Below are 15,412 nucleotides of genomic sequence, written 5' to 3'. Positions count from 1 at the left end.
GGGCGACCGCGTCGCCCCGGGACCGCCGCCGACCACCCGTCGGAATCAGAACGCGCGGGCGATCAGCTCACCGCCGGACCGGATCCAGAAGAACGCGCTCAGCGCGCCCGCCCCGAGCCCGGACACGGCCAGCAGGCTCGCCAGGACGATGTACGAGGGGAGGTCGTCCGACTGTGCGTGCACTTCCGGATCGCGCGGATCATAGGTGATCTCGGCCGTGTCCGGACCGGGCGCGGCGGCCTCCAGCCGGTGGGGCGTGCCGTCCGCGGCGGTGAACGCGTAGACGGTCCGCGCGGAGCCCCCGCCGTCCGGGATGCCGGGCCGCCGGCTGCCCTCCGCCATGACACCCCGGGTGCGCAGGACCCACCATTCCCGGGCCCCGACGCAGCCCATCGCCACGAGGGCCAGCCCGATCCAGGCCGCCACCGGCGCGCAGGCCCACAACGCCAGGGCCTCGCCGGTGGACACAGCGGCCACCCGGTCCGATTCCGGCAGCATCAGCAGCGGCACCGCCCCGATGGCGAGGAGCAGGGCGGCGCCCACGACTCCGGCCAGGCCCGAGGGCGCCGGGGCCCGGCCGGAAGCGGGCGAGTGTTGGTTCGACGTGGTCACGGCCGGACGCTAGGGAACGGCGGTGAACGGCCGGTGGGCTAGTGGTGGAATCCGGACTTCGGGTGGGCGACCGGGGGTGGGGGCGCCTCGGTGAGGTGGTCGATGGCGCGGCGCATGTCCTCGGCCAGCAGGGCGATCTGGTCGAGGGTCACGCCGTGGCGGATCAGCACGCGCTGGATGACGGTGTCCTGGCGGCCCTCCGGCAGCGGGTACGTGGGGACCTGCCAGCCGCGCATCCGGAGCCGGTCGGAGAGGTCGTACAGGGTGAAGGGGGTGCCGTCGGGGTCGGTGAGCGTGTAGGAGACCGCCGGGAGTCCGCCCGTGCCGTCGTAGAGCAGCGTGAACGGCCCCATCTCGGCGATCTTCCCGGCGAGGAACCCGGCGGTGTCGGCGCAGGTCTGCTGGACCCGGCGGTAGCCCTCCCGGCCCAGCCGCAGGAACAGGTAGTACTGGGCGATGACCTCGCCGCCGGGGCGGGAGAAGTTCAGCGCGAAGGTCGGCATGTTGCCGCCGAGGTAGTCGACCCGGAAGACGAGTTCCTCGGGCAGCAGGTCGGCGGTGCGCCAGACGATCCAGCCGACGCCCAGCGGGGCGAGCCCGTACTTGTGGCCGGAGGTGTTGACCGAGGCGACGCGCGGCAGGCGGAAGTCCCACACGACGTCGGGGTGGAGGAAGGGTGCGACGAAGCCGCCGCTGGCGGCGTCGACGTGCACGGGGACGTCCCAGCCGTGCTCGGCCTGGATCCGGTCGAGTTCGGCGGCGATCTCGGCGACGGGCTCGTAGTCGCAGGTGTACGTGACACCGAGGATGGCCACCACGCCGATGGTGTTCTCGTCGACGTACTCGGCGAGCTGGTGGGGCTGGAGGCCGGTGGCGCCCGGCTCCACCGGAACCTGCCGGAGTTCCACGTCGAAGTACCGGGCGAACTTCTCCCAGCAGATCTGCACGGGGCCGCAGACCAGGTTGGGGCGGTCGGCCGGGCGGCCGGCGGCCTGCTGCCGGGCCCGCCAGCGCCACTTGAGGGCGAGCCCGCCGAGCATGGCGGCCTCGCTGGAGCCGGTGGTGGAGCAGCCGGTGGCGCTGGCCCCGGCCGGGGCGTTCCACAGATCGGCCAGGATGTTCACGCAGCGCTCTTCGATCTCGGCGGTCTGCGGGTACTCGTCCTTGTCGATCATGTTCTTGTCGAGGCATTCGTTCATCAGCGTATGGACCTCGTCGTCCGACCAGGTGGTGCAGAAGGTGGCGAGGTTCTGCGCCGCGTTGCCGTCGAGGAGCAGTTCGGTGCGGAGCAGCTGGTGGACGACGCGGGGGACCGAGGGGCCGTCGGGCATCCGGTACTTCGGCAGCACCTGGTCGCTCAGGGCGGAGCTGAAGACGTCGGTCTCGGCGCCCAGATCACGGGGGTCCTTCATCTCATGAAGTGCCATATCGGGACTATATGGGAGATTTGGCACTGGAACGTTCAGGACGAGTCGACGGTGTGAGCCTGCTCATCACCACCCGGCCGAACGGGAGAATCTCCCGTCGAGTAAGCTTTCGAAGCAAGATCTTCCCGTTCGGGCCACTGGAGCCGGCTCGAACGGGAAGATCATCAATTGTGTTCAAAACACAACTTATCCGGTGATGTCCGAATCTTGGCCACTCCCCGTACCGGCGCTGGTACTCCTTGCGGTCATGAACAAGATCACCAGGCGTCGTGCGCTGAGTACCTCGGCCGCCACCCTCACGGCCCTCGGACTCGCGACCACGGCCCACGCGGTCACCACCGCGGGCACCACCCCGTCCCCCTCCGCCGCCCCGGCCGCCGCGCCGGGCACCGTCGACGAGGTCTACCTCGGCCGGCGGATACAGATCACCCCCGCGGACGGCGGGGGCCACGGCGGACACGGCGGACACCACGGCGGCCACGCGTCGCCCGGCGCCCCGGCCGTCCGGATCGACGGGCGCGAACTGCACGTGATGCGCAACGCCGACGGCAGCTGGATCAGCGTCGTCAACCACTACGAGACGTACGCCGACGTCCGCTCGCTGGCCCGGGCCGCGGTCCGCGAGCTCCAGGGCGCCGCGCTCGTCCCGTTCGGCGGTGCGGCATGACCGTCCGCAAGAACCAGGCGAGCCTGACCGCCGCCGAGAAGAAGGCCTTCGTGGGGGCCCTGCTGGAGCTCAAGCGCACCGGCGTCTACGACCGCTTCGTCACCACCCACAACGGCTTCATCATGGGCGACACCGACTCGGGCGACCGGGTCGGCCACCGCTCCCCCTCCTTCCTGCCCTGGCACCGCCGCTTCCTGCTGGAGTTCGAGCAGGAGCTCCAGAAGGTGGACGGCTCCGTCGCCCTGCCCTACTGGGACTGGACCGCCGACCGGACCTCCCGTTCCTCCCTGTGGGCCGCCGACTTCCTCGGCGGCACCGGCCGGGCCCGCGACGGCCAGGTCCTGGACGGGCCGTTCGCGTACTCGGGCGGCAAGTGGGAGATATCGGTCCGCGTCGACGGACGGCCCTATCTGCGGCGCGCGCTCGGCGCCGGCGTGGCACAGCTGCCGACCCGGGCCGAGGTGGAGAACGTGCTCGGCATGGCCGAGTACGACAAGGCACCCTGGAACAGCGCTTCCGACGGCTTCCGTAACCACCTGGAGGGCTGGCGCGGCGCCAACCTGCACAACCGGGTGCACGTGTGGGTCGGCGGGCAGATGGGCACCGGTGTCTCCCCCAACGACCCGGTGTTCTGGATGCACCACGCCTACGTGGACAAGCTGTGGGCCGAATGGCAGGCGCGGCACCCGGACTCCCGGTACCTGCCCGCGGGCGGCACGCCGAACGTGGTCGACCTGAACGACATGATGCGCCCGTGGAACGACGTGACCCCGGCGGACATGCTGGACCACCGGAAGTTCTACACGTTCGACACCGAGCCGGCCTCCGCCAGCCAGCGGTAGGTCAGTTCCGGGCGGCCCACCTGGCCGTAACGGGGTGCGCGGGCCGCCCGGCCGGTGTCGACCAGGTGCTCCAGGTAGCGGCGGGCGGTGATCCGCGAGATGCCGGCCTCCTCCGCCGCCCCCGCCGCGGTCAGCCCGTCGGGGGCGGCGCGCAGCAGGGCGCACACCCGGTCCAGGGTGGGGGCGCTCAGCCCCTTGGGGAGTGCGGCCGGACGGGGGGCGCGCAGGGCCGCCAGGGCCCGGTCCACGTCGTCCTGCCCGGCCGCCTCGCCGGCCGCCGCCACCGCGCGGAACTCGGCGTAGCGGAGCAGCCGTTCGCGCAGGGTGGGGAAGGCGAAGGGCTTGAGCACGTACTGGACCACGCCGAGCGAGACGCTCGCCCGGACCACCGCGAGGTCCCGTGCGGAGGTCACGGCGATCACGTCGGCGGGGTGGCCGGAGGCGCGCAGTGTGCGGGCGAAACGGAGCCCGTGGCCGTCGGGCAGGGTCAGGTCGAGCAGCAGCAGGTCCACCGGGGTGCGGTCCAGCACCCGGGTGGCCTCGGCGAGCGAGTGCACGGTGCCGACCACGGTGAAACCGGGCACCCGGCCGACGTAGAGCGCGTGCGCGTCGGCCGCGACCGGGTCGTCCTCGACGACCAGCACCCGCACCGCCTGTGCCCCGGAGTCGGTTCCGGTCATTCCGCACCTCCCGCGGCCGCACCCGTGCCGGCACCGGCCCCCGCGCCGGCACCGGCGGGATCCGCCCCGTCGGCCCGGTCCGGCGCCGGCTCCGCCGCCCCGCGCAGGGGTATCCGTACGCTGAACTCCGCGCCACCGTCCGGCACTTCGGCCACCGACACCGAGCCGCCGTGCCGCTGGGCGGTCTGCCGGACCAGGGCCAGGCCCAGCCCGCGCCCCTCCCCCTTGCCCGACCAGCCGCGCCGGAACACGTCCACCCCGGCCGGCAGTCCGGGGCCGTTGTCGGCGACCTTGAGCAGCAGACCGTCGCCGTCCCGGCGGGCGGTCACCGAGATCCGCCCGCCCGGGGTTCCGGTCAGTGCGTCGACGGCGTTGTCGATGAGGTTGCCCAGCACGGTGACCAGGTCCCGGGCGGGGGGCCCGCCGGGCCCGGCCGGCAGGCTGCGGCTGTCCGGGGTGACCACCAGCTCCACGCCCCGTTCGTGCGCCTGCGCGGCCTTGCCGAGCAGCAGGGCCGCCAGCACCGGTTCGCCGACGGCGGTGAGCACCTGGTCGGTGAGGGCCTGGGCGAGTTCCAGCTCGGCGGTGGCGAACTCCACCGCCTCCTCGGTACGGCCGAGTTCGATGAGCGAGACCACGGTGTGCAGCCGGTTGGCCGCCTCGTGCGCCTGGGAGCGCAGGGCCCGGGTGAAGCCCCGCTCGTGGTCCAGTTCGCCGGTGAGCGCCTGGAGTTCGGTGTGGTCGCGCAGGGTCACCACGGTGCCGCGCCGGCCGCCGCCGGCCACCGGGGAGCTGTTGACGACCAGGACGCGGTCGGCGGTGAGGTGGACCTCGTCCACCCGTACCCGGTCGGCGAGCAGGGCGCCGGTCAGCGGGGCGGGCAGCCCGAGGTCGGCGACGTTCACGCCGACCAGGTCCCCGCGCAGGCCCAGCAGTTCCCGGCCCGCGTCGTTGACCAGCGAGATCCGGCGCTGCCCGTCGAGCATCAGCAGCCCCTCGCGGACGGCGTGCAGCGCGGCCTGGTGGTAGTCGTACATCCGGCTCAGCCCCTGGGCGTTCAGCCCGTGGGTGTGGCGGCGCAGCCGGGCGTTGACCACGTACGTGCCGGCGCCGCCGAGGGCGAGGGCCCCGCCCGCGACCCAGCCGAGCGCGGTGAGCTGGCCGCCGAGCCGGTCGCTGATCGCACGGACCGTGATCCCCGCGCTGACCAGGCCGCTGATCCGGTCGCCGTCGCGCAGCGGGGTGACCACGCGGATGGACGGCCCGAGGGTGCCGGTGTAGGTCTCGTGGAAGGTCTCGCCGCGCAGGGCCGGGCCGGTGTTGCCGAGGAAGCGCTCGCCGATCCGGCGCGGGTCGGGGTGGGTCCAGCGCCGCCCGTCCGGCGCCATGATCGTGACGAAGTCCACGCCGGAGTCGGCGCGGACCCGTTCGGCGTACGGCTGCAGCGCGGCGGACGGGTCGGGTCCGCGTACCGCCTCCCGTACGGACGGGGAGTCGGCGACGGCGCGGGCGACGGCGCCCGCCTGGCGCTCGGCGGCCTCCTCGGCCTGCCGGCGGGCCCCGGCATAGGCGAACACGGCACAGCCCGCGACGACCACCGCGACCAGCACCACCTGCATGGCGAACAGCTGGCCGGCCAGGCTGCGCGGGCGGGGGATCCGGAACATGGCGCTCAGTGTGCACCGTGCCGTGAACTCAATGAACGCAAGGGTGACCGGGGTCACAGACTGCGACATGGTCTCCCCGAACGCGTCCGCCGAACAGGAGCGGCGCGGGGCACGACCACGCAACACCAGGAGGCACCGTGGCCGCCGGACGGGACAGAACGCACTACCTCTACATCGCGGTGATCGCCGCGGTGGTGCTCGGCATCGTGACGGGGTTCGCCGCCCCGGGCGTGGCCGTCGAGCTGAAGCCGCTGGGCACCGGCTTCGTGAACCTGATCAAGATGATGATCTCGCCCGTGATCTTCTGCACGATCGTGCTGGGCGTCGGGTCGGTCCGCAAGGCGGCCAAGGTCGGCGCGGTGGGCGGGCTGGCCCTGGGCTATTTCATGGTCATGTCCACGGTGGCGCTGGCCATCGGCCTGCTGGTGGGCAACCTGCTGGAGCCGGGCAGCGGACTGCACCTGACGGACGCGGTGCGCAGCGCGGGTGAAGCGCAGGCGAAGGCCGGAGGCGCCGAGTCGACCACGGACTTCCTGCTCGGGATCGTCCCCAAGACGCTGGTGTCGGCCTTCACCGAGGGCGAGGTGCTGCAGACGCTGCTGGTGGCCCTGCTGTGCGGGTTCGCGCTGCAGGCGATGGGCGCGGCGGGCGAGCCGGTGCTGCGCGGGATCGGGCACGTACAGAAGCTGGTCTTCCGGGTGCTGGCGATGATCATGTGGGCGGCGCCGGTGGGTGCGTTCGGGGCGATCGCGGCGGTGGTGGGCTCCACCGGCACGGCCGCGCTGAAGTCCCTCGCGGTGATCATGCTGGGCTTCTACACCACCTGCGTGGTGTTCGTCTTCCTGGTGCTGGGCACCCTGCTCCGGGTGTGCGCGCGGGTGAGCATCTTCCGGCTGCTGCGGTACCTGGGCCGGGAGTTCCTGCTCATCCTCTCCACCTCCTCGTCGGAGTCGGCGCTGCCGCGGCTGATCGCGAAGATGGAGCACCTGGGGGTGTCCAAGCCGGTCACCGGCATCACGGTGCCGACGGGCTACTCCTTCAACCTGGACGGGACCGCGATCTACCTGACGATGGCCTCCCTCTTCATCGCCGAGGCGATGGGGAGCCCGCTGTCGATCGGCGAGCAGGTCTCGCTGCTGGTGTTCATGGTGATCGCCTCGAAGGGCGCGGCGGGGGTCACCGGGGCGGGGCTGGCGACGCTGGCGGGCGGTCTCCAGTCGCACCGGCCCGAACTCGTCGACGGGGTCGGCCTGATCGTGGGCATCGACCGGTTCATGAGCGAGGCGCGGGCCCTGACGAACTTCGCCGGCAATGCGGTGGCGACGGTGCTGATCGGGACCTGGACGAAGGAGTTCGACCGGGCGCGGGCGGACGAAGTCCTGGCGGGGCGGCTGCCGTTCGACGAGACCACGCTGCTCGACGACGGCCACGGCGGGGAGGCTCCGGCGGCGGTCCCGGCCCAGAGCGCCGAGGACGGGAAGGATCCGGTTCCGGCCTGACGCCGACTCCCCCCCGCTCCTCCCCCTCCGATCCCTCCTATCCCTCCTATCCCTCCGACTGCTCCGACTCCTCCGACTCCTCCGCGGTCGGCCGGCCGACCCGAATCACGGTCCCGCGGAGGCCGGTGCGCCACCCCCTTCCCCACCGGGGCGGCGCACCCACCCGTCCGGCCGGGCAGGGCTCGCCCCCATGGTGCCCCGCCCGGCCGGCATCGTCCTGCGGGAACCCTCGGCGCCGAACCGTACGTCCCCTTGGCATGACGTCTGCTGCCCCGACGCAAGCCGACTGGCCGCAGTGTGGCCTCGACCGTTCTCCGGCCGTCCCGGCCGGATGCCCCGGACGCAGGCTCGTGCCGTACGGCGCCTGCCTCGCCCATCTGACCGCCCCGGACCTCGACGACTTCCTGGCCTCGCTCGCCCCCGGCGACGACGTCGACTTCCGCGGCACCGAGTTCTCCGAGGACCTGCTGGCCCGGTTGCTGACCGCGCTGCGCGAACCGGAAAGCGGACGGCCGGTGTTCGGGACGGTCGCCTTCACCAGGGCCCGCTTCCGCGGGGCGGCCCGCTTCACCTGGGTCTCCTTCCAGGCCGAGGCCTGGTTCACCGGAGCCCGGTTCGACGGCGGATGCTGGTTCAGCGGGGCCCGGTTCGCATCCGACGCCACGTTCGACGAGACGAGGTTCCTCGGTGCCGTGACCTTCGACGAGGCGTCGTTCCTGGGCAACTGCTCCTTCGAGGACGGCCGGTTCGGCGGCAACGCCTTCTTCGACGGGGTCTCGTTCACGGCGGACGCCTGGTTCCGGCGGGCGGAGTTCACCGGGGACTGCTGGTTCGGCGGCGCCGCCTTCCACCGGGACACGTGGTTCGACGACGCCGCCTTCCGCGCCGGCTCCTCCTTCACGGGTTCCCGGTTCCACGCCGACGTCTCCTTCCGGAGGACCCTGTTCTCGGGCGGGGCCTCCTTCCAGGGCGCCTCGTTCGCGGCGGAAGCGTGGTTCGGGGCGGCCGTGTTCCACCGCGGGGCCCTCTTCACCCGGGCCGCCTTCCCTGCCGCGACCTCGCTGGGGCCCATGGTCGGTGCGGAGGGGATCGACCTGTCCGGCGCCGTGTTCGGCGGGCCCGTCGGCATCGAAGCGGCGACGGCGCGGCTCCGGTGCGTGGGCACCCGGTGGCCGGCCCGCACCTCCCTGCGGCTGCGGTACGCGGCGGTCGACCTCAGCGATGCCGTCTGCGAGGCTCCCCTGCGGGTCTCCTTCCGACCCCGTCCGTTCACCACGGCAGGCCCGCAATCCGGCCTCCCCGTACCGCACTCCGCCCTCTCCCCCGTCCCCGGAGCGGTCCTGGTGCCGGAGACGGTCCTGGCCGGCCGCACGCCCGGGGTGCGGGTGGAGTCGATCGGCGGAGTGGACGCCGCCCACCTCGTCCTGACCGACGTCGACCTCACCGCCTGCCGGTTCTCCGAGGCCACGCACCTCGATCAGATCCGGCTGGAAGGCGACTGCCGGCTCGCCCGGACCCCGGCCGGCCTGCAGAGCCGCGGCCGATTACCCGTACGGTGGACCGCCCGCCGCACCCTGGCCGAGGAACAGCACTGGCGGGCCTCGCACGGCGCCTCCGGATGGTCGGCAGCGCCCGCCGGGACCACCCTGCCCGGACCGGCCTCCCTGGCCCCGGCCTACCGCCAGCTGCGGAAGTCGCTGGAGGACGCCAAGAACGAGCCCGACGCCGCGGACTTCTACTACGGCGAGATGGAGATGCGCCGCATCGACCCCGCCCGCCCCATCGGTGAACGGGTGTTGCTGACGCTGTACTGGGGCGTGTCGGGCTACGGTCTGCGCGCCTCGCGGGCCCTCTCCTGGTTCCTCCTCGCGGCAACGGCCACCGTGCTGGCCATGATGCTGTGGGGACTGCCCGAGGCCGCCCCGGAACCGGTCACCACCGGCACGGCCGGAACGGCCTCCGGCCAGGCCACCACTTCCGTGACGCTGACCACCCGGACTCCGGATCCCGTCGATCCGGACGGGCCGCTGACCGGACGTCTCACCGCGGCCCGTGGGGAGAAGTCGGTGCGGACGGTCGTCAACTCCGTGGTGTTCCGCTCTTCCGGCCAGGCCCTGACCACCGTGGGCACGTACACCGAGATGGCCGCGCGGCTGACCCAGCCCCTGCTGCTCGGCCTCGCCCTGCTCGCCGTACGGGGACGCGTCAAACGCTGAGCAACAGATGGTTTTCGGCCATCTCCGCGCGAAACCGACTGCGGTGAAAGGTACTTCCCTCGCGGGGCCTCTCTCTGCAATCTTGCGTCCACCACTCGTTTCGTACGACCCGGTACGTGCCACCAGCACCACCGGGTCAGCGGAGGACGCATTGATACCCCACATATCCAGTCGCCCCCGACGTACCCTCGCGGCCCTGGCCGCGGTCGGCGCCGCCATGACGTTCGCGGCTCCGGCCGCGTTCGCCGACACGGCGCCCGTCTCCCCGTCCGGCGCGCCCGCCGCTGCTCAGCAGCAGAACCGGGCCGCCCTGAACAACGCCTCGCCGAAGGCCAGGAGTGCGACCTGGGCCGCCGGCACCCGTTCCTACCTCGTGATCACGGCCCCCGGGGACACCTCCGCGGTACGCTCCGCGGTCGCCTCCAACGGCGGCACGGTCTTCTCCTACTTCGACGCCATCGGCGTGGTCGTCGCCCATTCGACCTCCGGCACCTTCGCCGGGGCGATGCGCGGGGTCAGCGGAGTGCAGAAGGTCGGCGCGACCCGGACCTCCGACGTCCCGGCCGACGCCTACAACCCGGCGCTCCCGGCCAACCCGGCCCAGTCCGCCGCCCCGTCCACCGAGCCGGTGCGTTCGGACATGACGCAGATCAAGGCCGACCAGGCCTGGGCCGTCAACCCGGGCTCCGCTTCGGTCAAGGTCGGCATCCTGGACACCGGTGTGGACGACCAGCACCAGGACCTGGCGCCGAACTTCAACGCCGCCGACTCGGTCTCCTGCGCGTACGGCAAGACGGACACCCGGGCCGGTGCCTGGCGCGATGTCGACCAGCACGGCACCCACGTGGCCGGTACGGTCGCCGCCGCCAAGAACGGCAAGGGCGCCATCGGCGTCGCGCCGGGCGTGAAGATCTCCTCGGTGCGCATCGCCGAGCCCGGCAGCACCCTGTTCTTCGCGGAGAACACCATCTGTGGCCTGGTCTGGGCCGGTGACCACGGCTTCAAGGTCACCAACAACAGCTACTACACGGACCCGTGGCAGTTCAACTGCCCGAACAACCTCGACCAGGCCGCCATCCTGGAGGGCGTGGGCCGTGCCCAGGCCTACGCCGAGGGCAAGGGTTCGCTCCAGGTCGCGGCGGCCGGCAACGCCAACTACGACCTGGCCAACAAGACCACCGACACCGAGAGCCCCAACGACTCGACGCCGGTGACCCGGAACATCACCAACGACTGCCTCGACATCCCGGCCGAGCTGCCGGGCGTGGTCACGGTCGCGGCGAACGGCACCAACGGCTCGTCCAAGGCCTCCTTCTCCAACTTCGGCCGTGACGTCATCGAGGTCTCGGCGCCCGGCGAGTCCGTGTACAGCACCGTCCCCGGCGGCAAGTACTCCTCGCTGAGCGGCACCTCCATGGCCTCCCCGCACGTCGCGGGCGTGGCCGCGCTGCTGGCCAGCGCCAACCCGGGCTACACCCCGGCGGACATCCGGGCGAAGCTCGGCGAGCAGGCCACCGACCTCGCCTGCCCGTCGGACAGCCGCTGCACCGGCACCACGGCGAAGAACAGCTTCTTCGGCGAGGGCCGTGTGGACGCACTGAAGGCGGTCGGCAGCACCCCGCCGCCCGGCAAGTACTTCGAGAACACGGCCGACGTCGCCATCGCGGACAACACCACCGTCGAAAGCACCCTCGCGGTCAGCGGTGTCACCGGCAACGCCCCGGCCACCCTCAAGGTGGGCGTGGACATCAAGCACACCTACATCGGTGACCTGAAGGTGGACCTGGTGGCCCCCGACGGCTCCGTCTACACCCTGCACAACCGCAGCGGCGGCGGCACGGACAACATCCTCCAGACCTACACCGTCAACGCCTCCTCGGAGGTCGCGAACGGCACCTGGAAGCTCCGCGTGAACGACAACGCCAACGCCGACACCGGCAAGATCGACGCCTGGAACCTCACCTTCTAGAGGTTCTCCTCCGCCCCGACGGGCGCTGTCCCCGGATGGGGTCCGTCGGGGCGGATTTCGAGTAGCCACCGGCCCGGCAGCAATCGGGTGGTGGTTGATGGGGTCACGCTACCGCCGCCCACTGACAGGCCACCGGGAGCGTCCGGCCCGGAGACCGACCGGACGACCGGCCCCGGGCGCCGGGGAACCGTTCGGCCTGCGCCACCGTCGGTTACGGACGTGACCGAAGTGACGCCCACGCTGCCTGCCGACCACCGCGAACTGATCTCCGACCTGTCCGGGATCGTCAGCGACTACCCCTCCGCCGATCCCGAATCGACCCTCGCCGTCCTCGCCGCCGACGCGGCGGAGGCGCTCGACCGCGAGGGCACCCCGGAGGGCCGCCGGGAACGCACCGGGTACACGCTCCTCCTGAACGCCACCTGCTGGTACCTCTCCACACGGATCTTCAACAAGTCCCTGTTCGCGTCGTACACACGGGCCCTGGACGGGTTCCGTGCGCAGCTGGACCGGGCCTCCTGCACCTGCCCGGCCGGCGCCCACCCCACGGAGCTGGACTCGGAGTACCAGGTCGAGGCCGGGGTGAGCATGCTGACCGAGGCCGGACGGGCCGCGTTCGCCGAGGACTACGGTTTCGACGAGGAGGAGTCGGCGGCGTTCGACTGCGAGGGATTCCTCGCGGACCTCACCGACGAGGCCTTGGGCTGCTTGCACGAGGCGCACCGGGAACTCTTCGGCGGCATCGACGTCTCCCATCTGGACGCGCGGTTCGTCCGGGACGACGGCAGCCTCGACATCGTCGCCATGCAGGAGGCGATCAACCGCAGCTGGGAGGACAACACCGGCCCGGTCGCCCTGTGGTCCGCCCGCCGTTGGCTCACCGGGCAGGTGCGGGACGAGGAGCGGATCGGCGTGTTCCTGAGCCTGTGGATGGGCATCGCCCAGTCGTACGGGGGTCTGCCGCCCTCGTACGCGCGCGACCTGGCCGCGGCGCTCGCCACCGTGGACCTGGACGTGTCCTGCGAACATCCGCGGCACCCCTGGTCCACCGCCGATTCCAGCACGCGGTCCCGGTACCGCGCGGTGGTCCACCTGTACGCGCCGGAAGACCACCCCGACACCCCCGTGCCCGCCGAGTGCTCGGCCCGCGAGCTGTGGGAGTGCCCGGTGCAGTACGCCCAGTTGGCGCGGCAGGCGCTGGAGGACCTCCGGGGATGGCGCACCATGCGCGGCGGCGACGCCGAGGACTGGGAGGACTGAGCCGGATCAGCGGGTGCGCAGCACGCAGTCGCCGCAGAGGCCGCCGCCCGGGGCCCGGTAGTAGAGGCAGCAGTTGCGGCGTACGAAGGCCGCGCCGAGGCCCTCCTCGTAGACGAACGTTCCGGTCCCGGCGAGCGGGCCGGCCTCGTCCAGCAGGGCCGTGACCACGGGCGCGGCCACGGGGCCCGCTTCCGGGACCCCCTTGAGCAGTTCGCGCAGGGCCCCGACCAGACCGGAGGCGGAGTTGCCGCGCAGGGTCTGCGGCGAGACGCCGTACCGGTGGCGGACGCTGTCCTGAAGGCCCGCCAGGTGGGCGAGCACGGTCTCGCCGAGACCGGCGCCGGGCCGTGTGCCGGGCTCGGGCAGCCACAGCTCCACGGACTGCCCCTCGGGCAGCCGCCACCACACCCGGCCGGGGTCCAGCTCGGGCACCTCACCGGTCAGCACGTACGCGCCCAGCCCGATCGACCACATCCGCGCGGCCAGGCCGAACTGCAGCGTGGACGCGGCGACCCGGTCGTCCGCCCCGCCCATCCGCCGCCCGACCTCGGCGACGTACGCCTCCAGGGCGGATCCGCCCGCGTACAGCTCGGCCAACGTGCGGAAGCCGCCGCCGGCCGGTTCCGCGCCGCACCGGACGGTGAAGAACCCGCCCACGTCGGCGAGCCGGAGGAGCGCCTGCTCCATGTCGTGCGTCGGCGGGGTCAGGGTCATGCACGCATGATGTCAGGCCGCCGGAGGCCGGTGGCCGGGTGCCCGCGCTAGGCCGGCTCGTCCGGGAGGTCCGGGCCCAGCATGTCGAGGTAGTGCGGGTTGCTCATGATGCCGAGGACGTTGCCGAAGGGATCGGTCACCGCCGCGGTCACGAAGCCGGAGCCGCGGTCGACCACCGGCTGGTACTCGGCGGCCCCCAGGTCCAGCAGCCGGCGGCGGGTGGCCTCCAGGTCGTCCACGTGCCAGTACAGGACGGCGCCCCCCGGGCCTGCGGCCGCACCCTGCGGTGCGTACTTCGCGTCGATGATGCCGAGTTCCTGCTGGTGGTCGCCGATCCGGAACTCGGCGTAGCCGGGCCGTTCGAAGTAGGGGCCGAAGCCGAGCAGTTCGGTGTACCAGCGGGTGGCGGCCGCCAGGTCCTCCGCCCAGAAGCCGATCGTCGCGACTCCGCGCAGCATCCGCGGCCTCCTCGCCGTCGTTCGTCCCCGGGCTTCCGCCCGGGCTCCCGATCATCCCGACAGTACAGCGGGCTCGGCGGACTCGGCGGGCGCGGCAGCCGTTCGGCGCACGGCCCACCGGACCGCGGGACCCATGGCGTACGAGGCGGCTGCGAACACCGCGCCCAGGAGCAGCCACCCGGGGATGCCCCAGAGCAGCAGCAGCGAGGTCAGCAGCAGCGGGCCCAGGGAGCGGGCCGTCGGCACGCCCGTGCCGAAGAAGCCCTGGTACTGGCCGATCCGGTCGGCCGGCGCCAGCGCGAAGCCGATCTGCCAGGCGCCCGCCGACTGACGCATCTCCCCGGCCACCAGGAGTACGGCGCCCACCACCAGCAGCGCTCCGGCGGCCCACGGGGAGCCGGGCAGTGCGGACAGCGCGAAGACGGCGCAGCAGGCGAGCATGACGCACCCGGAGGAACGCACCGCCCTGCCCGCGCTGTCCAGGCCGGTCACCGGCCGGGCCGTCCGGACCTGGAAGAGCATCACCGCCCCGGTGTTGAGCACGAACAGCGCCGACACCAGCCAGCCCGGGGCGTGCGTACGTTCCGTGATCCACAGCGGCAGGGCCAGGCTGAGCAGCGGCATCCGGAGCAGCAGCACCGCGTTGAGGAAGGTCACCAGCGCGTACGGCCGGTCGCGCAGCACGGCCAGCCGGGGCTCCCCCGCGGCCGCCGCGGGAGCCGGGGCGACCCGCGGAAGGCGCAGCAGTACCGCGGCGCAGGCCAGGAAGCCCAGCACGTCCACGGCGAACACCACCCGGTAGGCGGTGCCGGTGCCGGCGGCGATGGCCAGTCCGCCGACGGCCGCCCCGAGCGCCAGCCCGGCGTTGAGCACGGACTGCAGGAACGCCAGTACCCGGGTGCGCTCCTGCGGGCCGACCAGCCCGGCCAACAGGGCCTGCCGGGCCGCGGTGAGCCCGCACTGGGCGGTCGCGTAGCCGCAGGCGGCCAGGAGGAAGGGCCAGAAGGAGTCGATCACCAGGAAGGAGGCGACGGCCGCGGCGGTGGCGAGGGCCAGCAGCACGGAGGTGCCGCGCGGGCCCCTGCGGTCGGCCAGCGCGCCCAGCGGGACGCCCGCCACCGAGCCGACGGCCCAGGCGACGGTGAGCCCCAGCCCGATCTCGGCGGGCGAGAGACCGACCACCCGGGTGAAATACAGCACCGAACACACGTAGTACGCACCGTCACCGACGGAATTGACCGCTTGCGCGGCTGCCAGGCGGCGCGGCGCTCCGGGCGGGGGCAGGAGTCGCGTTGTCATGCCCCCATCCCATCAGCGGAGTGGCCCGTTCAGGAGGTCCAATCCAGCGCCACCTCCATGGGCCAATCACGGCCCCCTCCCCCGGCCCGGGCCCGGGGCCGG

Annotated in this window: 13 protein-coding genes; 6 read left to right on the top strand and 7 right to left on the bottom strand. The window is 72.8% G+C overall.

The window, feature by feature from the left end; translation table 11 throughout:
- Positions 1–45: 45 nt before the first annotated feature.
- Positions 46–612 (bottom strand): hypothetical protein, encoded by a 567-nt coding sequence (locus AC067U_RS16700; RefSeq protein ID WP_478830417.1) that lies wholly within the window; start codon positions 610–612, stop codon positions 46–48.
- 38 nt (positions 613–650) lie between these two features.
- Complete coding sequence (gene gad, locus AC067U_RS16695) at positions 651–2,039, bottom strand: glutamate decarboxylase (protein ID WP_478830416.1); 1,389 nt, start codon at positions 2,037–2,039, stop codon at positions 651–653.
- Positions 2,040–2,286: 247 nt separating this feature from the next.
- On the opposite strand from gad, the gene melC1 reads away from it, so the two are divergent.
- Both melC1 and melC2 read left to right on the top strand, forming a co-directional pair.
- Positions 2,287–2,706: an apotyrosinase chaperone MelC1 gene (gene melC1 / locus AC067U_RS16690; RefSeq protein WP_478830415.1), complete on the top strand. Its 420-nt coding sequence runs from the start codon at positions 2,287–2,289 to the stop codon at positions 2,704–2,706.
- Positions 2,703–3,548, top strand: coding sequence for a tyrosinase MelC2 (melC2, locus tag AC067U_RS16685; RefSeq protein WP_478830414.1), 846 nt, complete (start codon positions 2,703–2,705; stop codon positions 3,546–3,548). The genes melC1 and melC2 overlap by 4 nt, the downstream gene beginning before the upstream one ends.
- On the opposite strand, the gene AC067U_RS16680 is transcribed toward melC2, so the two are convergent.
- Both AC067U_RS16680 and AC067U_RS16675 read right to left on the bottom strand, forming a co-directional pair.
- Positions 3,506–4,228, bottom strand: coding sequence for a response regulator (locus AC067U_RS16680; RefSeq protein ID WP_478830413.1), 723 nt, complete (start codon positions 4,226–4,228; stop codon positions 3,506–3,508). The genes melC2 and AC067U_RS16680 overlap by 43 nt on opposite strands.
- On the bottom strand, positions 4,225–5,895 hold the full coding sequence (locus AC067U_RS16675) for a sensor histidine kinase (protein WP_478830412.1): 1,671 nt from the start codon (positions 5,893–5,895) through the stop codon (positions 4,225–4,227). The genes AC067U_RS16680 and AC067U_RS16675 overlap by 4 nt, the downstream gene beginning before the upstream one ends.
- 137 nt (positions 5,896–6,032) lie before the next feature.
- Between AC067U_RS16675 and AC067U_RS16670 the strand changes: the two genes are divergently transcribed.
- The 4 genes from AC067U_RS16670 to AC067U_RS16655 all read left to right on the top strand — a co-directional run bounded on the left by AC067U_RS16670 (position 6,033) and on the right by AC067U_RS16655 (position 12,839).
- Positions 6,033–7,394 carry a cation:dicarboxylate symporter family transporter gene (locus tag AC067U_RS16670; RefSeq protein ID WP_478830411.1) on the top strand — a complete coding sequence of 454 codons (1,362 nt, stop codon included), beginning with the start codon at positions 6,033–6,035 and terminating at the stop codon, positions 7,392–7,394.
- Between the two features lie 350 nt (positions 7,395–7,744).
- Positions 7,745–9,610, top strand: a complete 1,866-nt coding sequence (locus tag AC067U_RS16665; RefSeq protein ID WP_478830410.1) for a pentapeptide repeat-containing protein — start codon at positions 7,745–7,747, stop codon at positions 9,608–9,610.
- 217 nt (positions 9,611–9,827) lie between these two features.
- Positions 9,828–11,579 (top strand): S8 family peptidase, encoded by a 1,752-nt coding sequence (locus AC067U_RS16660; protein ID WP_478830603.1) that lies wholly within the window; start codon positions 9,828–9,830, stop codon positions 11,577–11,579.
- 219 nt (positions 11,580–11,798) lie between these two features.
- Positions 11,799–12,839 carry a hypothetical protein gene (locus AC067U_RS16655; protein ID WP_478830409.1) on the top strand — a complete coding sequence of 347 codons (1,041 nt, stop codon included), beginning with the start codon at positions 11,799–11,801 and terminating at the stop codon, positions 12,837–12,839.
- A gap of 6 nt (positions 12,840–12,845) precedes the next feature.
- On the opposite strand, the gene AC067U_RS16650 is transcribed toward AC067U_RS16655, so the two are convergent.
- Genes AC067U_RS16650 through AC067U_RS16640 form a run of 3 tightly spaced genes read right to left on the bottom strand, consistent with a single transcriptional unit; the run spans position 12,846 to position 15,310 of the window.
- Positions 12,846–13,553: a (2Fe-2S)-binding protein gene (locus tag AC067U_RS16650; protein ID WP_478830408.1), complete on the bottom strand. Its 708-nt coding sequence runs from the start codon at positions 13,551–13,553 to the stop codon at positions 12,846–12,848.
- A 47-nt stretch (positions 13,554–13,600) separates the two neighbouring features.
- Positions 13,601–14,011, bottom strand: a complete 411-nt coding sequence (locus tag AC067U_RS16645) for a VOC family protein (protein ID WP_478830407.1) — start codon at positions 14,009–14,011, stop codon at positions 13,601–13,603.
- A gap of 51 nt (positions 14,012–14,062) precedes the next feature.
- Positions 14,063–15,310, bottom strand: coding sequence for an MFS transporter (locus tag AC067U_RS16640; protein WP_478830406.1), 1,248 nt, complete (start codon positions 15,308–15,310; stop codon positions 14,063–14,065).
- Between the last annotated feature and the right edge of the window lie 102 nt (positions 15,311–15,412).

The organism is Streptomyces sp. NPDC043853, from assembly GCF_056436025.1.
Note: the sequence above shows the minus strand (reverse complement) of the source record. Positions and strands in the feature narration are given on the sequence as shown.